This window comes from Photorhabdus laumondii subsp. laumondii, from assembly GCF_003343245.1.
GTDB classification, from domain to species: Bacteria; Pseudomonadota; Gammaproteobacteria; order Enterobacterales; family Enterobacteriaceae; genus Photorhabdus; species Photorhabdus laumondii.
The window spans coordinates 4,886,757-4,910,326 of the sequence record NZ_CP024901.1 but is presented as its reverse complement, the minus strand read 5'-3'; the positions used below and the strand labels follow the sequence as shown (position 1 = coordinate 4,910,326).

17 protein-coding genes are annotated in these 23,570 nt (G+C 37.0%); 15 read left to right on the top strand and 2 right to left on the bottom strand.

Annotated elements, in window-relative coordinates:
• Nucleotides 1-111: 111 nt before the first annotated feature.
• The 13 genes from PluTT01m_RS21530 (at nucleotide 112) to PluTT01m_RS21470 (ending at nucleotide 14,392) form a co-directional block, all read left to right on the top strand.
• Nucleotides 112-606, top strand: coding sequence for a hypothetical protein (locus tag PluTT01m_RS21530; RefSeq protein WP_011148301.1), 495 nt, complete (start codon nucleotides 112-114; stop codon nucleotides 604-606).
• A 519-nt stretch (nucleotides 607-1,125) separates the two neighbouring features.
• A complete protein-coding gene (locus PluTT01m_RS21525; protein ID WP_011148300.1) occupies nucleotides 1,126-1,539 on the top strand; it encodes a type II toxin-antitoxin system RelE/ParE family toxin in 414 nt (137 codons plus the stop codon).
• A 90-nt stretch (nucleotides 1,540-1,629) separates the two neighbouring features.
• Nucleotides 1,630-1,947: a helix-turn-helix domain-containing protein gene (locus tag PluTT01m_RS21520; protein ID WP_011148299.1), complete on the top strand. Its 318-nt coding sequence runs from the start codon at nucleotides 1,630-1,632 to the stop codon at nucleotides 1,945-1,947.
• 974 nt (nucleotides 1,948-2,921) lie between these two features.
• Nucleotides 2,922-3,698: an SDR family oxidoreductase gene (locus tag PluTT01m_RS21515; protein WP_011148298.1), complete on the top strand. Its 777-nt coding sequence runs from the start codon at nucleotides 2,922-2,924 to the stop codon at nucleotides 3,696-3,698.
• Between the two features lie 2 nt (nucleotides 3,699-3,700).
• Nucleotides 3,701-4,414, top strand: a complete 714-nt coding sequence (locus PluTT01m_RS21510) for a 4'-phosphopantetheinyl transferase family protein (RefSeq protein ID WP_011148297.1) — start codon at nucleotides 3,701-3,703, stop codon at nucleotides 4,412-4,414.
• On the top strand, nucleotides 4,407-5,222 hold the full coding sequence (locus tag PluTT01m_RS21505) for a cyclase family protein (RefSeq protein WP_011148296.1): 816 nt from the start codon (nucleotides 4,407-4,409) through the stop codon (nucleotides 5,220-5,222). The genes PluTT01m_RS21510 and PluTT01m_RS21505 overlap by 8 nt, the downstream gene beginning before the upstream one ends.
• Nucleotides 5,223-5,873: 651 nt before the next feature.
• Nucleotides 5,874-7,160 carry a beta-ketoacyl-[acyl-carrier-protein] synthase family protein gene (locus tag PluTT01m_RS21500; protein WP_011148295.1) on the top strand — a complete coding sequence of 429 codons (1,287 nt, stop codon included), beginning with the start codon at nucleotides 5,874-5,876 and terminating at the stop codon, nucleotides 7,158-7,160.
• Nucleotides 7,153-8,268, top strand: coding sequence for a beta-ketoacyl synthase N-terminal-like domain-containing protein (locus tag PluTT01m_RS21495; protein ID WP_011148294.1), 1,116 nt, complete (start codon nucleotides 7,153-7,155; stop codon nucleotides 8,266-8,268). The genes PluTT01m_RS21500 and PluTT01m_RS21495 overlap by 8 nt, the downstream gene beginning before the upstream one ends.
• A gap of 34 nt (nucleotides 8,269-8,302) precedes the next feature.
• Nucleotides 8,303-8,551, top strand: a complete 249-nt coding sequence (locus tag PluTT01m_RS21490; RefSeq protein ID WP_011148293.1) for an acyl carrier protein — start codon at nucleotides 8,303-8,305, stop codon at nucleotides 8,549-8,551.
• A 23-nt stretch (nucleotides 8,552-8,574) separates the two neighbouring features.
• A complete protein-coding gene (locus PluTT01m_RS21485; protein WP_011148292.1) occupies nucleotides 8,575-10,122 on the top strand; it encodes a class I adenylate-forming enzyme family protein in 1,548 nt (515 codons plus the stop codon).
• Nucleotides 10,122-11,564, top strand: a complete 1,443-nt coding sequence (locus PluTT01m_RS21480; RefSeq protein WP_011148291.1) for an SRPBCC family protein — start codon at nucleotides 10,122-10,124, stop codon at nucleotides 11,562-11,564. Before PluTT01m_RS21485 ends, PluTT01m_RS21480 begins: the two co-directional genes overlap by 1 nt.
• Nucleotides 11,565-11,583: 19 nt before the next feature.
• The gene (locus PluTT01m_RS21475; RefSeq protein ID WP_011148290.1) at nucleotides 11,584-12,738 is read left to right on the top strand and encodes an alpha/beta hydrolase family protein; all 1,155 of its coding nucleotides are present in this window, start codon (nucleotides 11,584-11,586) and stop codon (nucleotides 12,736-12,738) included.
• Nucleotides 12,739-13,690: 952 nt separating this feature from the next.
• Complete coding sequence (locus PluTT01m_RS21470; protein WP_011148289.1) at nucleotides 13,691-14,392, top strand: helix-turn-helix transcriptional regulator; 702 nt, start codon at nucleotides 13,691-13,693, stop codon at nucleotides 14,390-14,392.
• Nucleotides 14,393-15,035: 643 nt separating this feature from the next.
• Here the strand turns inward: PluTT01m_RS21470 and PluTT01m_RS21465 are convergent.
• A complete protein-coding gene (locus tag PluTT01m_RS21465) occupies nucleotides 15,036-15,380 on the bottom strand; it encodes a hypothetical protein (protein ID WP_011148288.1) in 345 nt (114 codons plus the stop codon).
• Between the two features lie 1,031 nt (nucleotides 15,381-16,411).
• Here PluTT01m_RS21465 and PluTT01m_RS21460 point away from each other — a divergent pair.
• Nucleotides 16,412-17,512, top strand: a complete 1,101-nt coding sequence (locus tag PluTT01m_RS21460; protein ID WP_049789799.1) for a cytochrome P450 — start codon at nucleotides 16,412-16,414, stop codon at nucleotides 17,510-17,512.
• Nucleotides 17,513-17,828: 316 nt separating this feature from the next.
• Here PluTT01m_RS21460 and PluTT01m_RS21450 read toward each other — a convergent pair whose 3' ends face one another.
• Nucleotides 17,829-20,726 carry a YwqJ-related putative deaminase gene (locus tag PluTT01m_RS21450; RefSeq protein WP_011148286.1) on the bottom strand — a complete coding sequence of 966 codons (2,898 nt, stop codon included), beginning with the start codon at nucleotides 20,724-20,726 and terminating at the stop codon, nucleotides 17,829-17,831.
• 1,712 nt (nucleotides 20,727-22,438) lie between these two features.
• Here PluTT01m_RS21450 and PluTT01m_RS21445 point away from each other — a divergent pair.
• Nucleotides 22,439-23,569, top strand: a complete 1,131-nt coding sequence (locus tag PluTT01m_RS21445; RefSeq protein ID WP_011148285.1) for a LuxE/PaaK family acyltransferase — start codon at nucleotides 22,439-22,441, stop codon at nucleotides 23,567-23,569.
• Nucleotide 23,570: the final 1 nt, after the last annotated feature.

Genomic DNA, 23,570 nt, shown 5'->3' with positions numbered 1-23,570 from the left:
TTTTATAGGTTTAAAACAGTCAGTGCAGAGGACATGAGGTAAAATCAGATTTCGTTGTTGCTCAGTGGCGTATCATTTACACTGAACGAAATTCACTATCCAGATACGATAATGCTCCAACAACTCGACACCGCAGACCGTGTGCGCCGCAAGATTGCTCCCCGGATTACTAAGAAACGCAAGGCTGAGTTCGGTCAATTCATGACCCCTGCTAACGTAGCCCGTTTTATGACATCCCTTTTTCCACCTAGTACTCTGCGTACCTGCCGCCTGTTAGATGCGGGCGCAGGGGTGGGGACATTATCGTGTGCTTTCCTTGATCGATGGGTGACCGGCGGTTTTGATTTTGAGTCCGCCGCGGAAAACCCGCTTTTGGGCATCACACCCATCATGAACTGGGTGCGAGAGTTCTATAACAAAGAATATGCGCCGAATACCCGCGAGGCATTTCGCCGTCAGACTATGCATCAGTTTTGTCATGCGAGTATTGTGCTGTATAACCCAGATAAGCCTGACTGCATTCGTGGGATTCATTGCGTCATCGAAAATATCCTTCCCGTTTTATGTTGGGGGAGGATATTCCAAAGGAGAGATGGTGACCTATAAAATGATTCAAGAGTACGGTTTAAATCGGATAAACTTGGTGGTAGTTGTTGTAAATCAAATAATAAAAATCTCATAAATTAATAAATATTTGGTAAATAACTTATTAGAATAAAGAGTTTTATCAAATGATAGTTTTTTACTTGTTTAACGCATAGAGATCATTTCAATCTTTCTAACTTGACAGATAATTACTGACCAGTGAATAGGTTTTTATATCAGTTGTTGTCCGTGATGGAAGTTGGATGCTATTATTAAATACAATTCAGTTCGGTGGGGGATTTTTTGAATTGGGTAATTAATTTGAACGTTTAATTCAATTGAATGACTTATTGTTTTAAATAAATGGATTAAGATGTTTTTTATGAATTTATAGAGAGAAATGTATTTTTAAGATCTATAAGTAAGATGTAGTGATTTGTTTTATTTTTAAATCTGGAATTATTTTTTTCATTAGAAGTGGATTCGATGTTTTTTAATAAACTTGGTGAATGACTATATGTTAATTAATGAGTGGTTGTTATGAAAGATATAATTTATTGGAATGCTAAAGTTCAGGAAGAAATAGATAATTACCCTGATGCAGTACGTGATCGAATTAACTTTGAACTCGTAGCCTTACAGTGTGACTATCCTCATTCTTTCGATAATTTTGATTTTTATGAGGTTTTATCTGATGGCGATTTACTTAAAGAGCGAAAAATGGAGTATCCTCCAGCTCAAAAGAAATCCATGAGAGAAACGATTGGTCGCTATGCTATGCAGTTGACAATTAAAAGTACTGACTCATACCGCATGATTTATGTCACTAAGTTTGAAGAAGCGATTTATGTATTGCATACATTCAAGAAGAAGACAGAGGGAGTGGCTAGAAAGGATTACAAAACGGCTGCTGGACGTTATAAACAGCTCGAAGAGTATCGTAAAAAAACGTAGAATAACTTGCGTATATATCAAATTTGATATATTATTCCTGTTTGATATCGTTTTCTTATCGGTTTTGGTACTGATTTTAAGGTAGAGATGATGGAATTCACAGTGACGAAAAACCCTTATGCTTCATCCAGCAATAATCCTAACGAAGCAAATGATAAACATATTCGCGCTCAATTAATGGTGATCATCCGCAAGATGATTCAGGAGCGCGGTTTAAGTCAGGTAAAAGCGGCGGAGCTTTTGGGAACGACTCAGGCAAGAATTAGCGAGATCATTAATGGGAAGCTGGAAAACCACACGATTGATAAATTATTCAATATGCTAAATCGGCTCGGTTGGAATTTCGAATTTAGTTATCAGGAAGGTATGGTGACCGTCGCGGTAGATAAAATAATAAAAATCGCGTAAACATTATATACCTTATGGATTTCAAGATGCATCGCGACAGCAAAGGAGCGAATCCCCGGGAGCATAGAGAACGATGTGACCGGGGTGAGTGAGTGCAGCCAACAAAGAGGCAACTTGAAAGATGACGGGTATAGGCAAGGCTTGTATTAACAAGCGAATTATTTGTTATAAAATTAATATCTAAACTATTATTATAAAGAATATTGAGAAATTATGATATTTATATTTAATTCCTTTTAATAACGCTGTTGGAATATATTTCTTGGTTATATTTAATATAACCAAAAGTTATATTCTGTAGGGAAATCAGGCATACATTAAATTGTCACATAAGCCAGCCGGTGATTAATGTTGGTAGATCGCCGGTTTTAAACGGTCTGACCTACTGAAGGTAAGAGTACGTGTTTGGAATATGTCTCGTCATCACTCTATGCCAACAATAGGGTTAATTGGGCGTATCAGCCTGTTTAAGAAATAGGTAATAGAAGCTTTCAGGTTTTCCTATATTGTATTTTGTCTCATCTATCAATTGTTACTCCATGAAAAAATAACCCAATGATTAATTCATAACATATTGTTTTTTTTAGTATTTTTTAATGCAGAAATTATTGCTGACCCTTTATTTTATTTTCTGATTAGTCAGAAAGTATGAATTTGTATAGTGACATGATAAAGTGTTTTGGTATTATAAGTTATTGTAAATGTAACACCGATATATTATTGTTCTTTACGTGAAAAGGTTAATATTTTTCGTAAATGCTGACAAAAACTGTCACTAATTTATGAATAATGCTTGTTAGGGGTAATCGTGTTTTTCCGTGAATAGCAATAATATATACCCTATAGATTTCAAGATGTATCATGACGGCAAGGGAGTGAATCCCCGGTAGCATAGATAACGATGTGACCGAGTGCGGCCAACAAAGAGGCAACTTGAAAGATGACGGGTATAAATAACGATAGGAATAGTTCAGATGAAATATGCCTTTATTACCGGCGCGACAGGAGATATTGGTTTCGCAATTACAGAAAGATTATCTGATGATGGCTTTGAACCAATATTATTATCGCGTACTCCTGAGCGTCTTGATAGCGCAATTGACAAGTTACGCAATAAATATGGTAGTCAATTTGCAAAGAAAATAGTTTGTGATGTTTCTAATCATGAAAATGTTAAAAAAGCGTTTGACCAACTAGAGCTTGAAGATAATAAGCTGGCGGTGCTTGTGAATTGCGCTGGCATTTCTGGTGGCGGTATTACTGCTGAAATAAGCCCACGAACTTGGCAAAATGTCATAAACGTTAATTTAAATGGCACTTATTTTGTTATATATGAAGTTTTGAAAAGAAAATTAATGTCATCTGGCGGCAGAATTATCAATATTGCCTCCACCGGCGGGAAACAAGGTGTTATTCATGGTACGCCTTATTCTGCTTCTAAGCATGGTGTTGTTGGCCTGACTAAATCCTTGGGGCTTGAATTAGCACGTAATGGTTCAGGTGTTACGGTTAACGCAGTTTGTCCAGGGTTTGTTGAGAGTGAGATGGCGGAGCGTGTCAGAGAACATTACGCCAAAATTTGGGGCACTGATATAGCAGAAGCGAAAAGAAGAGTAGAAGAGCGTGTTCCTATTGGAAGATATGTTGAACCTAATGAAGTGGCAGAAATGGTTGCTTATCTTGCATCTCCTCTTGCCGGGGCTGTAACCGCTCAAGCACTTAATGTGTGTGGTGGATTAGGTAATTACTAATCATGGACGATATTTCTTTATCATCTGATTTTTCTGATCTTTGGATTATAAAAATCGACGATATTGATTTATCTTCTATTGAACAGTTAATTCACCGGTCTGATATCGTTCGCCATAACCAAATTTGTTTAGCGGATAGAAGAAAAAAATTTATATTTAGACGGGCTGCGTTACGTTATGTTTTAAATCAATATTTATCTGATTATGAAATCATAACGAATGATAACGGTAAACCTTATATATCCACGGAGCAAGACTTCAAATATTATTTTTCTCTGAGTGCATCAGGAAACTATTGCGCCATCGGGTTTAGCTCAAGAGAAATAGGTGTTGATATTGAAGTCACTCCTTCTAAGATAAAATTTTCTGAAATTATTGAACGTTTTATTAAGGATAAGGAGTTGGAATATATAAAAGGTATAATGTTAAAACAACTATCAGGAGTGAGTCCCGGATTTAAAAACTATTATCACTTAATGTCATTATACTGTTGGGTTAGACTTGAAGCATATATTAAATTATTTGCTTCGACTTTACATGAGAAATTATTGGCTAATAACTCTGATTCTGTTAAAGATATGAAAGAATTAGAGGCGAGCACATTATTGATTCATCATCAGCAATTTGTTTGTGCATTATCTCAAAAGAAGGTAATTTCTACACCAAATATCAAGGAAATAAACTATTTCGAGATTATAAGGAACAAAGATGAGTAATATTATTGACTTAAGTGTTCCTATAGATTGTGATTTTTGGGAACCTGAGAAAGTAACTAGAGGAGTCGTTGATCATAAAGAGGGCGCTAATAAATTAGGTGAAAGTTATTTATATTTCCATACCAATTCATGGTGGAAAAGAGCCTTTGTAAAACTGTTTAAACGCAAAAAGTGGATCATTGATCACAATGATTTTCCTGATGGTATGGGATTATCACTGATGTATTATCGATTGACCACGCATACTGGAACGCATATTGATGCTCCCTATCACTATGGGTGGCATAAAGGGCAAGATCAGCCAGCAACAATTACTGATATTCCTTTGGATTGGTTTTATAGCCACGGTGTATTACTTGATTTTAGTCATGATAATCAATCAATTGATAAACAGGCGGTAGAAAACCAATTAAAGAAAATTAATTATAAAATAAAAGAAAATGATATTGTCCTGATCAATACTGGAGCGGATAAACTCCTGGGGGAAAAATCCTATTTTACTCACTATAAAGCGATTGAAAGCAGTGCTGTTCAATGGTTAGTAGAGCAAGGGGTAAAGATTATTGGGACAGATGCATTTAGCTTTGATCGGCCATTCATAGAGATGATTAACGATTATAAAAAAACGGGGAATAAAGATTGCTTATGGCCATCTCATTTTATCGGGCGGGATCACCCTTATTTACAGATAGAACGGCTTTGTAATTTAACCAGTATTCCTAAACCTTATGGATTTAAAGTGTGCTGTTTTCCAATAAAATTAGAGAAAGCAGATGCTTCATGGAGTCGAGTGGTCGCAATATTATAATAATATGTCATTATAGGGTCAGACGGGGAGAATATGAGCAGAAAAGAGATTTCATATACCCAATGGATTTCAAGATGGATCGCGACGGCAAGGGAGTGAATCCCCGGGAGCATAGATAACGATGTGACCGGGGTGAGCGAGTGCAGCTAACAAAGAGGCAACTTGAAGGATAACGGGTATAAGCTAGAAAAAGATATATTATCTTTGCTATGTTGTTTGGCTATATTGTACTGTGAGTGAATATATCAGTTCTATAATAATAAATTTGTCATCTCCTTTCTGGATGATTTTTAAGAGTAAATTGAGTCATTAAGAAAACGCTTAGTTACTCTATCCATATGTAGATCGAAGGGAGTTAACTTAGTTTGGTTTAACCTGAAACATTCATATTATTCTTGCAGTTTAAATAGATGAAAAATCAGTGAAATAACCAAATGGATATTAAAGTGGAATTATGGTTTGGTGCTTATTTTCAAGAAATTTGGTTAGGAGATAAAAATCAAATATATATGACAAATATAATTTTATAGATAAAGTAGTTTAATATCACTACTTGCAGATAACGATTTTCTTAAATGAAAATGGGTAAGTTTTATATTAATAAAATTTGCCTGAGTAAATGTTTATTCTATTTCTATCGAGATAATTATTGTGATAATAAATAACAGAAATGAATCTCAACCACGTAGAGTTGTGGTGACAGGGCTAGGTGTTGTTGCACCGACAGGTGTTGGCGTTAATGAATTTTGGAACAATATTCATAACGGGAAATCGGGAGTGAGTAAATATGAGTGGGGAAGAGAAAGATTTGGCTTTAAAAGCGGAGCAATAGGACAAGTTTACGGTAGTGATGGCAATAACAAAGAGTTTGTTCTGAAAAGTGAGCGTAAATATCTCCAGTTTGCGCTAGATGCCGCTGAGATGGCGATGCAAGATGCAAATTTAAGACCCTCAGACATTGATGGTCGACGTTTTGGTGTTGCGATAGCGACAGCGATTGCCGATGCTGCGGGAATGGAAGAGTGTTTACTCAGAATCACCAAAGGGGGCAAAGAGAATATTCACCCTGATTTAATTAAATCAGAAGATTACGACAGCTTTGATTTCAGCTCTGCCGCAACCTCTGTTGCGAAAAAATATGGTGCATCTATGTCCGTCAGTAACATATCAACCGGATGTGCGGCAGGGCTTGATGCATTAGGCATTGCGATGGAGCATATCCGTTATGGCAGAGCGGATATTATGCTGGCTGGTGCAAGTGAAGCGCCACTTTGTCCACTCTCTATCGGCTCTTTTGAAGCTTTAGGGGCGCTATCATCAAGAGAGTTGGAAAATCAGCAAGCAGCAACTTGTCCTTTTTCCCTTGAGCGGGATGGATTTGTGATTGCAGAAGGGTGTGGAATATTAATTTTAGAGTCTTATGAACACGCTAAGCAGCGTGGAGCACATATCTATGCTGAATTAGCAGGGTACGCATCCGTCAATAATGCTTATCATATGACTGACTTGCCCGCGGATGGCATGGCAATGGCACGATGCATTGATATGGCATTGAAGGATGCCCAGATATCGCCATCAACGGTAAATTATATTAGTGCTCATGGCAGTTCTACAGCGCAAAATGATATTAACGAATCAAATGCGATTAAATTTGTTTTGGGTGAAAGTGCATTTGGTATTCCAATTAACTCATTAAAGTCAATGACAGGTCATGCTTTAGCCGCCGCTAATGCGATCGAGTCTGTAGCATTATGTCTTGAAATAGAAAAGCAGTATGTTCACCCAACAATTAATTATCAAACGCCGGATCCTGATTGCGATTTAGATTATATTCCTAATCAAGGTTGCTCATATCCAATTAAGACCGCGTTAAAATTATCAAGTGGTTTTTCTGGTATTCACAGTGTTATTGTTATGAGGGCAGTAGACAATGCGTAAAAGAGTTGTCGTTACCGGTGTTGGTGCAATACATCCTGATGGCAATGATGTCACTGCCATAAAATCAAAAGTCATTCAGAAGTTATTGGGACAAGAATCGAAAAACAATACCACCGCAAGTTCTATAATAAGGACATTGAGTGATTTCGATGGCGCGAAATATATCAATAACCGCTTAAGACGTAAAATTGATGAATTTTCGGTTTATGGTATCGTTGCCGTTGAAATGGCATTAAAAGCGAGTAGATTGGATGTCGATAAGCTTGATCCTAATCGCGTTGGCATATATGTCGGAAACTGTTTTGGTGGATGGCAACATATTGAGGATGAAGTTAAAGCGCTCCATATTGAAGGCATAAAGGGAATGGGGCCTTATGTTGCCACGGCATGGTTCCCTGCGGCACTTCAAGGGCAATTGTCACTGCTTTATGGTTTTAGTGCGCAATCTAAAACGTTTTCCACCTCCGATGTGGCAGGGATGCAAGCAATAGGCTATGCGGCGGAAGCAATTTCTAATGGTGTTGCGGAAGTGATGTTATGTGGTGCGTCAGAACATCTTTCCAGCCCATTAGTTAAAAATTTACTGGAGAAAACGTCAAGCCAGAAACACTCTGAGGTTTTTGGCGAAAAACAGCCAGGAGACTTTTCCGAAGGCGCGGCATTTCTGGTGCTGGAAGAGAGACAACATGCTTTAGAACGTGGTGCTTCGATATTGTGTGAATTAACCGGCTTTGTTGATTATTTTGCACCGGATAAAAATACTAGAAATAACACCTTAGAATATACCGCTGAACTGTTCAACCATAATGAAAATGCTGTATTTATTATGGATGGAATATATGATGATGAAAAAGAAATAACGAGTAAGGCTTTCTCAAATAAAGAGATAAAAACATCATTTATAAATCTGAGGCCCTATTTGGATAATCAATTTTCAGTCAGTGGCGTGATTGATTCAGTCCTGGCGTCATCATTCTTGTCAGAAAGTCATGGGGATGAGGAACAACAATCTAAAAAAATCAATGAGTTTTCAAATACTAACCAAATAATCATTCAGCGCTTTAGTAATCAAGGTCATGTGTGTGCGTTGAGTTTTTCAGCTATTTAATCTCTAAAATATGTAAGTACGCGAGGAAAAATATATGAATAATCATCCAGAAGTAAAAATAAAAACGATTTTGTCTCTTTTTCTTAACATTAATATTGATGATTTCAATATGGATGCAAACCTTGCTGATGCCTATGATATGGATTCTACGGAATTAGCTGACTTGGCAAAAGAGATTGAGAAAGAGTTCGGTATTTCCGTGACGAAAAGTCAATTCAGTCATTGGGAAACAGGAAGAGCAGTCCTTGATTTCGTCTCATCAAGTTTAAACGATAAAAATTAACTGCTAATTAAAGGGAAACAGAAATGAAACTAATCTCTATGTTGTTACATTCAGGGCGTGATAACTTACATCATGATTGTATTATCACTAAGGATTATCACTATACAAGAAAAGAGGTAATATCTTCTGTTTCCCATTTAATTGATGATTTACTTAGTCGAGGTGTTCAAAAAGGTAGTAAAGTCATTGTCATATTTGAACATGATGAATTAGGTATTTTCTTTTTAGCTGCGGCTAGTGCTATGGGGTTGCATTTATTAATGCCCTATAATTTATCATCAGCGACAATCGATGAATGGATTAATTTTACCAATGAAGTGCAATACGATTTTGTGGTTTACCTTAAGAAAGATAAACATTTTGTTGGAAGATTAAAAGAAAACAACATTAATGTGATTGATATTTCAGATCATAAGATCCGGGTCAGTGATGATATCGCGGAAATCCCAATAATAACTTATTCTCCGCAATCTATTGCTAACTTTATTGTCCTGTTCACCAGTGGTAGTACAGGTAAACCGAAAGCCATTAGTATTTCAGAATCATTAGTTTGTCGACGAATTTATTCGGTGACAGAGAAATTAAAATTCACTCAAGATGCTAAAATATTTATGTCAGGTTTGTTGAATAATACAACGGGAGTGATTTTTTCTTTCGGTTCATTATTACATCAATCAACACTTTTTATACCGGAAGACAGAAATGTAGAGAGATGGCCTGATTATCTTTCTCGTAATAAAATCACTCATATTATGTTACGCCCAGAGTCGATGAAGTTATTCGTTAAATCAACCGCAGAACATAATATCGATCTCTCTGACTTACAAGTTGTTGCTTATGGTGCCGCAGCGATGCCGCCTAGCGTACTGGAGAAAGGGCGTCAATTAATTGGCTGTGAATGGATGCAGGGATATGGGTTAAGTGAAACTTATGGTCCTTTTTGTTGGGTAGATGAGCAAGATCATCGTGATAAAAGATATCTCAATTCAATTTATTGTGTTGGCAAAATTGATAATACATTGGCGGTAGCGGTTAAACCTATTATAGGCTCATCTGATAATATTGGAGAAATTATAATAAGGGGTGAAAGTATTATGGAAGGATATTATGATGTCCTTTCTGGAGAAATAACACCTCCTGATGAGTGGTTTGCCACTGGTGATCTCGGTTATATAGATGAAGAGGGTTATTTAGTCTTAAAAGGACGTAAGCAAAATACTTTTATGAGTGCTAACGGACATAGAATTTATCCTGAAGAAGTTGAATCTATTTTATCCCGAATACCCAATGTGAATGTGGCTACGGTTGTTGGTTTTTCTTTCCATGAAAATGGTGTTGCTATTGATCAACCGGTTGCCTGCATGAGTGGCGAGATATCGAAGAAATCATTACCTGAAATTGAAGATATTATTTCATCATTTTTAAGTCGTAAACTCAGTAGAGAAAAATGGCCGGATTGGTTCTATGTTACTGATGAATACTTTCCAAAAAGCCATAATGATAAGATATTGAAAGCAGAGTTAATTAAGTCAATCGATCCTAAAAAACTATTTACATTGAGGAATCAATAATGAATTATGTAGAATCACATTCAATTATTTGTAATGCTCAGATAGAAGATGTATATGAAATTATTATTAATTCTGATAAATGGCCAGGAATGTTTGAACCTTGCCAGGAAGTAAAAACTCTCTTTAGGGATAAAGAAGGTGAAAAAATAGAAATTAAAGCCTTAATTAACGGTATATTAATGCAGTGGGAATCAAATCGTAAATTTTATCCAGAAACATTCAGTATAAAATCAAAACTGAATCCCCCAATGACATTAGTTAAAGAAATGGAAACGTCATGGCGCGTAATTAAAATCAATTCTCAGCAATGTGTACTGTTGTTGGAGCATTTATATGATCTTGAGTCTGAAGTAGCCGGGTTAATTGATGGTGTTGAAACAATAGAGCAGGCGCACCAATTTATTAGTAAAGCTATTGATACCAATTCAGTTAAAGAGCTCAATAATATAAAAAATATCGTCGAATCAACGGAGGGATCGGAAAAAGTATTAACAGGAACGATTACTCATTCAGTCGTATGTGAGGTGCCGGCACAGCAGGTTTATACTTTAGTTAAAGATGTCTCTTGTTGGACAGGTATTTTTTCATTCTGTGATGGTGCAGAAGTTTTAAAGAGATCAGGTAATGAAGAATTAGTTGAAATCAAAGCAAAACAAAATAATAAAGCAGTAAGTTGGCAAACGCAGCGATATTATTTTGATACTATTTACCGGGTTGATTATGTTATGCCTACACCGATGCCATTATTAAAAACAATGAATGGCAGATGGCAAATTATTCCTATTAATGATCAACGCTGTATTCTAACGGTACAAAGGAACTGGGGTTTATTAGAAGATGTCAGTGGTATCGTTGATGGTATTGATAATCATGACCAGGCTAATTCCTTTATTATCTCATTTATCAATGATAATACTCGAATGGAGATGGATAGTATAAAGAGTCAGGTAGAAAGTCATAAAAAATCAAATTTATTAACTTTCTCAGCGGGATATTATATTCCTCATCAGGTTGATGATGTTTATAAGATCTTTTTAAATATCGATGACTGGAGCAAGATATTACCGCATTGTGATTCAGTAAAAGTCATTTATAATGATGATAAACATCAAGAATTTAATATGGAAGTATCAACACCAAATGGAAATGAGACTTTCCGTAGTATACGATTCTGTGATGTGGATAATTTATTGATTGAATATTTTCAACCAGAGCCGCCTTTAGTATTAAAGTCTCATAGTGGTTCATGGCAGATATTGAGTAAAGGGAGTGGTTCGTACATTGTTTCTAGCCATGATGTTGAGTTAAATTATGAATTATGTGCAGTTAAATTTGGTACGGAAGATAAAGAAAAACAACGAGAGATAGTAAAAAATGCTATTTCAGAAAATAGTAAAAAAATGGTTTTTGCTTGCAAAGAGTGGTTAGACACTCGTATTTAGTAACTTAAAGGAAAATAAGATGAATAATAAAAATAAACCCAATAGAATTTCGCCAGAACTTCTTGCTACTTGTGGTTATTTTATGCCAAGAATATTCTTCTTAAATTCTCAATATGCTCCCCAAGTTCATTGGGGAGATGTTGTTGCGGCATTGAGTCATTTTCCAGCGGGAAACTTAGACTTATCCTCTGAAGAGTTTTGGTATGAATGGATGATTAATTGGTCAAAAGTGGGTGATAGCTATATTAATATCGCTAACTCGGCTAAGAGTGAAGTTAGTCATGTTCGTGCTTTGAGGAGTGCCGCTGCCTGTTATCATTGGGCAGAATTTATGTATTTTAGTGATAGGAGTAGAAAGATACAGCTCAGAGAGTATATTCGTTCATGTTTTTTATCTAGTATAAAATATAGTGATTTGCTGGTTGACCACCAATATATTGTCGTCGATAAATTTCATATGCCGTTCTTCCTTATATTCCCTAAAGGGTATAAAGAAGAAGAGAATCATCCTTTGCCTTGTGTTATTTTATCCAATGGATTGGATTCAATGACTGAAATTGAAATATTATCTTTGGCCGAGTTTTTCTTAGGGAAAAATATGGCGGTAGCTATATTTGATGGACCAGGGCAGGGAATAAATCTTGGGAAATCACCAATAGCTATTGATATGGAATTATATGTTAGCTCTATAGTTAAATTATTAGAAGATGATGCCCGAATTAATAGTAATCTTCTTTGTTTCTTAGGAATTAGTTTTGGTGGTTATTTTGCTCTACGCGTTGCGCAAAGAATTGGCGATAAATTTTGTTGTATCGTCAATTTATCCGGTGGGCCTGAAATAGCAGAGTTTGATAAGTTGCCAAGAAGGCTTAAAGAAGATTTCCAGTTTGCATTTATGCAAGATAATAGTCATATGCAGTCTATTTTTGACGAAATTAAATTGGACATCTCTTTACCTTGTAAAACCAAGGTTTTTACTGTTCATGGTGAATTAGATGATATATTTCAGATCGATAAAGTGAAAAAATTAGATCAACTATGGGGTGATAATCACCAGTTATTATGTTATGAATCAGAGGCTCATGTTTGCTTAAATAAAATAAACGAATATATGATACAAGTTTCAGATTGGGTTAGTGAACAATTTTGGCTAAATGGCTATAAAAAAGGTTAATTGATTTTATACCCAATGGATTTCAATATACATCGCGATGGTAAGGGAGAGAATCCCCGGGAGCATAGAGAACTATGTGACCGGGGTGAGAGAGTGCAGCCAACAAAGAGGCAACTTGAATGATAACGGGTATAGATCATAAAGTTATTAACCAATTGAGATATTGTTATTCGATATTAAAAATAAATTAAAGATAAGCTAGGGATTATTCATCTTGTCTAAAGAAATTTATTTTTTCAACAGAAGTTAAGGTTAAACCTATTTGGGTATGCCTTTTAGTTCCACTGCTATTTTACATTAGTAATAAAATCAAAACATCTTCCCAGGCATTACGAAGCGATATGTCAGAATAATAAAGCCATAATTTTTCTGCTGAGGTATTAACTGGCAGTATGAAAATTGACTTTAATATTTGTGTTTTCTTATATCATTAATACATAGTAAATTTACTTATGATAAGTTATCTTGTTGAGTGTAAGTTTTATTTTTTGTATTAATTAGCAGTATATTAAAATTTTAAATATTTGCGCTATGTTTGATGTTCGATATTTACTTTAACCTTGTTTCGGCGTAATGCATTGAACATTTACTCTTGACAGAGTTTGGTAATTATGTAAGACGGCAATAGCATTTTCGTCAATCCTGACAATTGAGGTCTATATTAAGTATAGGATTTCGAGTTGATGGTTTTATAGAGAAATCTCGATATTGTTCCATAATAGATAATTAAGAATAGATAGTTATACCCTATGGATTTCAAGATGGATTGCGACGGCAAGGGAGCGAATCCCCGGGAGCATAGATAACGATGTGGGCGGGGTGAGAGAGTGCAGCCAACAAAGAGGCAACTTGAAAGATGACGGATATATTGGGTAACTAGCTAGTAACGCAATATTATTTATTCAGTAAAACCTTATCCTATTTAATTTTTATTAAAATGAGGAGTTCGGAAATGTCAAGAACCGAAAGACTTATCGTATTATTGCAATACTTGAGACAGAGAAGGTACCCTGTCAGTGGTAAATTACTCGCTAGTGATTTAAATGTAAGCTTGCGCACACTTTATCGAGATATTGCTTTACTAAACAGTCAGGGGGCAAATATAGAGGGTGAGCCAGGTTTGGGCTATATATTACGGCCGGGCTTCATGTTACCTCCTTTAATGTTTACGATGGATGAAATTGATGCCTTAGTTTTGGGCAATAAATGGGTTATTGAACAAAATGATGTTGTTTTGGCTAAATCTGCTCATAGCTTTATATCTAAGATTGCCGCAGTGTTGCCTGAAGAACAGCGTGATCAGCTATATTATTCGCCAATGTTTGTAAAAACAGAAGGTTACAGCAAAGTTACAAATAATAACTTAATGTTATCTGATATCAGAAGGGCGATATACCATAAATCAAAAATAGTGATAACTTTTATTGATTTAAATAATACACATATTGTGAAGACGACCTGCCCACTGTCGATCTTTTTCAATAATGAATTCTTTTTAGTTTCTTGGTGTGAATTCAGTCATAATTTTCTTAAGTTACAAGTAGGGAAAATAGAGAAACTGGAAGTATTGTCTGAAAAATATATCCAAGATAGAATATTATTACTAAAAAAATGGAGTGAGAAAGAGGGATTGTCTGATAATAATTTATCCTAAATAAATGATTACGGATGAGTAATTTATGTGAGTATTTATCCTATTCATGTTTAATTGTTCTTTCTATTAAGTATAGAGTTGCAAATATAGAGTAAATTCTGATGGTTATCTGAACTTTCTACTTTTATTTATACTGAGGGTTCGAAAAGTTTAGTGATTTTATTAGGTTTGCTAAGATTCGGTTTTATTTGCTAAAAATTAGGGACGAGATCCCTTAAAGGATCGAGTGGACAAGAATAATTATTAGGAAAAAGCCCTAGAGTACCGATTGTGAATGGTAGTATATACCCTATGGATTTCAAGATGGATTGCGACGGCAAGGGAACGAATCCCCGGGAGCATAGATAACTATGTGACCGGGGTGAGTGAGTGCAGCCAACAAAGAGGCAACTTGAAAGATAACGGGTATAAATCACTTAATTTGGTAATCTGGGGTAATGAACAACATAGGGTGGGTTTGAGATTGTGGATAATAAAGTTCAAGAATTTTTTCAGGGTAAGATTTTAATTCGATTAAACAAAGATCGTGATGCCATCACGATCTTTGTTTTGTCGACTTGCGAGCTTGTCTTTATGTAAGAGTGCTATTAATATTTTCTACATGATGCATGTTTCTTACATAAATAATGAAGTGGAAGAAAAGCTACCATTTCCATGCATCCGGGCTGGTGCCAGTGGGTAATACACTAATGCCAAAATCGCTAATTACAACAGCGACATAGATATCATTGTCATAACAATTTAATTGATATCTCCTCCCTTTTGCCGTCCATTGCCAATAATCATTTTTCCAACTTTCTGGATAGAATTCTTGGATAAGTGAAGCGGTTGCTGGATTTAACCCATCAACATTGAGAGTGCTCGTATTTCCAGAGCTGCTCCAAATCACATCACCGATTAAGTTTTCATTGGTAAGATTAATGACGAAAAAATAATGATTATTAATTTCAAGCATTTCCCCTTTTTCTTTTTCCTCAGATTCTCTCATCTTTAACTCCTGGTTAATGGGTAAAATGGGTGATTTTTATTGATCTATTAGTCACAGTATTTTATTACTATTCTGGATGGTTTGTTGTCTATGGGTTAATTTCATTTATGATGAGTAATAGTCAGAAATTATATATAATATGTTTTTATATTAGTGTAAAAATACAGAATATAAAGTATATCATCATGAATGTTTTACATGAATATTAAATGAAGGTTAATTGTGAATCGGAAAATGGTTTGAATAGCTATTTTATTGGGTTGGTATCTCAGGCAGGAAAAATAGGCCATTATGAGATGAATTTTTATAATATGTTGATTTTAATGATTTAATTAATTTTTCGTCTTTAGGGGGAGGAAAAATTTTGTGATATTTATCACGATTTATGTTAAAAAACGCGCACAAGTAACCATATTGAACTAAAAATAAAAAGCAATGTGATAATTTTGTATGGTGATTATTTTGAGTTGTTAAACGTAATGGAAATACAAATAGAGGGCATGTGGCAGAGTTATTTGAGAGGTTATGTTTTTAATTATGTGGCCTGAATATAGGTTAGAACGGTTTTATTTTTTATACCCGTTATCTTTCAAGTTGCCTCTTTGTTGGCTGCACTCACTCACCCCGGTCACATCGTTATCTACGCTCCCGGGGATTCGCTCCCTTGCCGTCGCGATGCATCTCGAAATCCATAGGGTATATATAAGAATAAGAGGTGAGTTTATATCAGTGTGAGGTCAGCCATTAATGGTAAAAAAGGTCTCTTGATTATAAATGGATTAACAGACTAAAAATAATAGCCGGTGAAATATCTTATGGTTTTTATACCCGTCATCTTTCAAGTTGCCTCTTTGTTGGCTGCACTCACTCACCCCGGTCACATAGTTCTCTATGCTCCCGGGGATTCGCGCCCTTGCCGTCGCGAAGCATCTTGAAATCCATAGGGTATAGATGGCAATAAATATATTTATTGTCAAATAGCGTGAGAATTTATAACTCAAAGAGATGAAATTTACATAGGCGCATCTGTGATGAATGTTTTAATAAATGAATATAAGAAGAAAATGGATAGTGTAAGATTAGGTGATCCTGAGAGAAAGGGATTTTTTTACGATGCAAAGCAAGCAATATGGCATTGCTATTCATATGATATCTGCTCTTATTTTCTGAACTCGGATTATGTGACTAAAAAGAAGTTGAGCATTCCGCTGGAAATATTTTCTGCGTCAGATCAGAGTAGAGTTGCCAGATTCATTCTTTATCTTAATAATTCTCTCATTTTTAATGATGATAAATATAATACTGATGCAGTAAGTTTTATACGTGGAAAATTTAATGAGATGAATTTTGAAGTCATCGCTAATGATCTTTTATCTCCTTTAAAACAGTGTGATCTTTTGACTGCAAAACATCTAAGGGGAGTGAATAACTTATTGGCTGCTTCTTTAGTGGGGTTGAAAGCTTCGGCGTTCTTTTCTGCTCATGCCCTGAATGTCGGTATGTTCTTTGATGGTAGCATGAGTGGGAGAGCGCATTTTGTATCGATTGCGGAATCTTTTATTGCTATATATCAGCAAGTTTTACGGCAAATAACCATCAACGGTGGGGCAGAGGATGTGATCCATATTGAAAAATTTGTGGCTGATCTATCGGTAACATTTATTGCCGCTCATGAAACGACGATGCAATTGATCATTGCCACATTTCTTTATATTAAAAGCCATGTAATCACGGTGACGGAAAATAATATTAAAAGTATTGTTACTGAAACTTATCGTTTATCTAGCCCAGTTCTTGCGGTAAATAGAGTATTTAAAGAGAGATTGATATATAAAAATAGCTGTTTCAATAAGGGCGATCGAGTCCTGTTTTATACCGGATTAGCCAATTTCGATGCCACGGTTTTTGACCATCCTTACCAATTTCAGCTTGATCGTGAAGGCTGCCCACTTTCATTTGGTGTAGGAGTGAAAAAGTGTATTGGTATGAATATCGCCATACATTTTACCTGCCAGTTGATAACTAAAATACTCTCTTGTTATCAACTTGATGATGTTGAAATTCATGAAGTCACTGTTGGCTCGTTAGCCATCGGTTGTTCAAAGTTTACATTGAAAATATCGAAGAAATAAAAGATTTTATAGAAAATAAGAATTTCACCTCTTTTTTCTTTCTCACTATTTTTCACTTAGTTTTCCGTCAGATATTCCCAAGAATAGGACGGCAACACTGCGTTATATCCGTTATCTTTCAAGTTGCCTCTTTGTTGGCTGCACTCGCTCACCCCGGTCACATCGTTTGCTATGCTCCCGGGGATTCGCTTCCTTGCCGTCGCGATCCATCTTGAAATCCATAGAATATATATGGTTTTTTGAGATGACGCTTCAAACTCTTACTTTAGTCATAAATCTCAGTTATTCCTTTCAGATTAGAGATTCATCAGGATAATTATTGTCTCCTCATCGTTCCTGTCATAACCCTCGTTGGCCATTGCAATATACCTGTACAATTAAAACATGCAGTGAATTCTTTCCCTTTTTCTTTAGTTGTAAGACGCTCAGTAAAAATATATGAATCAAGCATGTCTATTTCATAACTCCGTTTACTTCTTGAGCCGATTTCTACCTTACTATCCAAATCACCTTTTATAAATCTAAAATTCATTGCCTGAACTTCAGCATGTAGACCCGCGATTCCCGCCATCATTGGTAAAACCTCTTCATTTTTAAGAATGTGTTTTTTAATTAATGATGATGTAAATGGATGTAACTCTACTCCATTATTTTTGTAGGCGGATTCAATCCCAGAAATAAATTCGCTAACATTCTGAACTTTATAGTGCTCTGGATTATCCGGCAGGAGTTCGACACCAGGGAATAATTTTCCTTTTCCTAAGGATTTTTCTTTATCTTTTAAGTTAACAAATTCATCTTTATAATTAAATGTCCATCCTTCTTTCTCGTTATCGGATATCGGGTGCAGGTTAAATGCGATCCCGGCATGTGCCGCTTGATCTTGTAATTTTGTTTTCGCATATTTGAATTTACCATCAGGAGATGTCTCATTTAACTTTTTGTTATTATATTCCATTTGTTTTTTGTGTTTTAAATTTCCATATTCTGCTGAGGCGGAAAGTATTGTTTGTGTTTTATCACTGACTTTGTTTCCCCAAGAAGTTGCCGCAAAACTTCTTTTAAGTGTAGATAAAATTGCTTCTTTATCGTTGACATTATAATAAACTCCAGCTAAATCCAGATAGTAAAGTGGATGATTTCGTTCTAGTCCATTGTTATTACTATTTGGATGTAATCCGTTATTATCGTGATAGGAAATGGGATTATTCCTGACCATCCGATATAAATTTAGCCCATCTATCGTTCCTGCTGGATCAGCACTTAGCCATCTTCCCACCCACGGCTGATAATACCGATAGCCGTAATAATACAGTCCGGTGGCATCCCGCTCTTTACCAGAATACCGGATCGTTTTGTAACTGGCTTCTGTCTGGTTTCTTGCGGCCCAGAGCGCTGTACCGCCAAATGGATAGTACTCTTCTTGACTGATAATTTGCCCATCACTATCTAGCTCAAGCTGGCTGGAGCCAATGAGATTGCCATAACTGTAACGTACCTGATTATTGTTGATGTTTTCCGGTTTGCCGCTTTCCCAATGTAGAACTCGCACTTGCGCACGACCCGCTTCACCCACGGTAATAATCTGCAACTCTTCCTTCGTGATATCACCGTTTTGTGTTGTACGTAGTTCTAATCCTGACAGGTAAACGACTCGTCGTTGCTGGAGGATATTCTGCATTTGCTGTTCACTGACTTTTAACAGCCGCATTCCGTCGTTGCCATAGCGATACCACTCTATGTCGCTGTCACGGTCAGTGAGGTTATCCCGTTTTACCGGTGTCATCTGTTGTAGTTCACCTCGTGCATTCCAGTTTAGGTTTTGTCCCGGTAGTAATGTCTCCTGATGACCACCTGCCTGAAACAATGCATCCACTTTGGTCGGGTCAGTGGTCAAGGTACTCAGTACCGCGCGGTTGCTGCGGTTCGAGACGGTTATGTCTGTGGTGTAGTTGTTTTGGCTCGCGGGTGAGCTATGCCGGATTTGGGTCAGGTTGCCACCACGGTCATAGGCATAAGTGCGGGTGTAATTGGTATAAGTGTTGTTATCGGAAGGGAGTGCTGTAGAGGGGAGATTCTGATTCTGCTGGCCGATATTCGCCATTTCGCGCCCTGTTGCGCTTATAAGCTGATACAGGGAATCGTAGGTATAGATATTCTCTGGCACCATTTTCTGATTGCGCCAGAAGCGGGTCGCTTCTGCATCGTTACGGAGACTGATTATGTTGCCAACCGGATCATATTCATAACGTAAGTCTTGTAAAGCCTTGCTATCAGTTGAACGACGGGTTGTGATGCCCATTAGTCGCTGGGTTTCCGGCTCGTAAGTATATTCGGTGATGATACCGTTACCGTGCTCTTCGCGTAGTTTTTGTCCTGCGGCTGAATAGGTTAGGGATTTAATGATAATCTGCTCTTTTTGGCCTTTTACCGTTAGCCAGCTTCCTTTCAATTGTCCGGCTACATTATAGGCCAGATGCTGGATGTTTCCTTTGGCATCGGTTTGTGTCAACAGAGTGCCGGTAGCATCCGTCTTGTTTTCGGTGGTGTATACATCGTTACTTAATTTCTTATCCCAGATCTTTTTATCATCGCCGAACCAATCCGCTTCTTGGCCATCAACCAGTAGCTGACGGGATTGTGATAAAGCCGCTCCGGTTAGGGAAAGGTGATTCAGTTGGGTCGCTCCTGCTGTATCGTAGTGATGTACATACTGACCAGCAAGATTTTGCTCTTTTTCTGCCGGCGTGTTTCCAGCCCAGATGAGACGTTCGGTGATATGGGATGCCCTTTCGTCTGGCTCTTGTTCGGTTACGGATAGCAGACGACCAGGCAGAGAATTATCTTCATATTGCCGGGTCTGCTTGACACCCGTTGCCGTTACAGTCAGGACCAGACGGTTTTCAATATCATGAAGAGTGACAGTATTACCCGCATCGGCACTCTCTGTACGTAGGACGCTGCCCGTTAAATCATACTGCCAGAGAAAATTGGGTTTTACCGAGCTATCTTTCTGCCAGGCGTCATACAGGCGTGGGTCAATACTTTGGTGCAGGTGTCCGAGAACATCATACTGATGACGGGTGATACGGATATCACTATTTTTTTCTGCGGTAGCTCGGTGATAATGGATTTCACGGACATCCAGCCCACGGTTATCGTGAACAGTGATAGTGGGAGTGTGTTGGTAAATTTTGGGGTCAAAGTTGTTCATAATTTCCCTCTTTGTGGTGTTAACTCATTGTGGTGTTAAATAATTTTTTATCTGCACAGCAGCGAATGAATGTTAAGTTCCATTTCTCCATATAATGAGGATAACCTTTCTATTGAGATACTAGCGGTATGCAAGATTTCAGGGGATAAGCAGGAATATACCCGTTATCCTTCAAGTTGCCTCTTTGTTGGCTGCACTCGCTCACCCCGGTCACATCGTTATCTATGCTCCCGGGGATTCACTCCCTTGCCGTCGCGATCCATCTTGAAATCCATTGGGTATAATCTCATTCAGAAGTATGCTGCTCAACGGCGCTGCTGTAACCGAGCAACAGTAGCAAGTATAGGTAGACGTACACAAGTATCGTAGAAAACAGCGTTGGGATTTTTTGCTATCGCTTATGGCTGTTTTTTCTGTTAATAGGTGAATTTAACAAAATGAAAAGCAATTTATCTTTATTTAACATTTAGTTGTGTTTTGGGAATATTAACTATAAATATAGTTATCTGTTGTAAATATGAGTTATTTTATTGGCTAAATAATTTTTGATATTCGTCCATATTCGAAACTCGGATGAGTTTGTCTGGCAGATATTTTAATCAGTATCACTGATTTAAACCTTTGCTTGGAATATACCCGTTATCTTTCAAGTTACTTCTTTGTTGGCTGCACTCATTCATTCCGGTCACATTGTTATCTATGCTCCCGGGGATTCGCTCCCTTGCCCTCGCGATCCATCTTGAAATCCATAGGGTATAAATAATGTGATTATTTCATCGGGTTAATATTGAAATACATTATGAGTCAGATATTAGTTAATTTTATTTTGTTATCTTGACAAAATAAATAATATTTTATTGTAATTATTGGTTAAATTGTAAAGCAATGCATGGATATCGGCAATTATAAATATAAATGTTATATTTATAGTGTTATAAATGGAGGTTGCGGCTAAAATTAAGTGTTATATTTTGTGTATTTTAGATATTTGCAAAATAAAAACTTTTGGTTTTTTATTGAAATATCATTATATATAATATTGCTTATTGGCAATTCTTATTTTGGTTGTTATTGAAATATTTTATTCTTTCCGGGAGTTATAATGGTTGATAAAGAAATATTAACATGAATGATTAGTAAGATAGGTAAATTAATTATATAAAAGCAAATTTCTATCATGGGTATAGAAATGTGTTTTTTATTTTTAACTTTTTGATGGTTTTACTTCAAGTTTAGAGACTTTACCTGTTGGGAAATTGACGAGAATAAAGAAATAACGTTGTTGATTATTATACTAAATATTAATTGCGTAAATATCATGGAGATCTCAGCATCCTATTTGTTTTTCAAATGTTAAATATTGACTATAAATTCATATTTGATGAGTGATTATAGACTTTTTTCACCTGTTATTTACGCATAAATAATGATGTCCAAATTCGTTGATAAGGTTATTAAATATAAAATTTTTTATTACATTAGTGTTTATTAATTCATAATTGTTATGTTTTTATTATTTTTCTTACAAGGAATTAACAAATTTAAATGTTAGTTTTACCAGAACGGTGACCTGTTTTTATTTGGTTAAGGCGTTGTATTCAACATGTCATTATTTTTTCTTCGGCGGAATTGATTTGCCGGAGGTTGAAATAACGTACCTATTATTTTAAGGGAGTAAATGCCCTTTTTTCTTTAATTTCTGGAGACGACTTTTGACCTCTCTTGCTTATGTTGACGCCCTTTGCGCGCTTGATCATCCTTATCGGGTCGATAGCGTTTGCGACCAATTATTTGATGCTGCCATGCGTGAGTTGACGCTGTACCACTGTGAAAATACTCCCGGTTATTCTCAGTGGTTGAAGGCTAACGGTCTGGAAGTGGAAAGACTGGAGAAACTGGACGATTGGTCGCGTTTGCCGCCTATTTTCGCTAATTATTTCAAACGCCAGTTGTTGCTCAGTACCACGGGTAGGAATGCATTGGAACTGACCTCTTCTGGGACAACCGGCCAAAAGAGCCGTATGCGTTACGATGCACGTAGTATGCGTGCAGCTCAAAATATGGTTGAACGGATTTTCGAGTATTACGGTTGGAATACGCCGCAGCAGCCTTGTAATTACTTGCTGCTAAGCTATGAGCCTGCCGGTATGGTGACGTTGGGAACCGCGTATACCGATCAATATCTGTGCAAATATGCACCGGTAAACCAAGCCTGTTATGCACTGCGCCACAATGGAAAAAGCAATGAGTTTGATCCTTTTGGTGTGATCCGATCCTTACAAGAATTTGCGGCACAAGGGCTGCCGGTGCGGATCTTGGGCTTTCCTGCATTTTTGTGGTTCACGCTGGAACGGATGCAGGACATGGGGTTGCCGCCGGTGCAGTTGCATCCTGAATCACTGGTCTTTTTAGGTGGCGGTTGGAAAACGCACGCGGATAAAGCTATTCCAAAATCCTTACTGTATCAGCGTTTAGGGGAACAACTGGGTATTCCTGACGAGCGGTGCCGGGATGGTTACGGTTCGGTGGAGCATCCGGTGCCTTATGTTGAATGCCGAAATCACCATTTTCATGTGCCGGTCTATGCCCGAACCTATGTTCGCGATACCGCTAACATGGCGGTTCAACCCTATGGTAAGCCAGGTTTTCTGCATCTGGTATCACCTTATATCACTTCCAGCCCGGCACACAGTATTGTGGTGAGCGATTTGGCGGTGCTGCATCCCGCTGCTGAATGTGGTTGTGAGTTAGCTACCGATTGGTTTGAGTTACTGGGTCGTGCCGGTACCAGTAAAAGCCGCAGTTGTGCGATTGCCGCTTCTGAGTTGATAAAGGAGTCCTGAA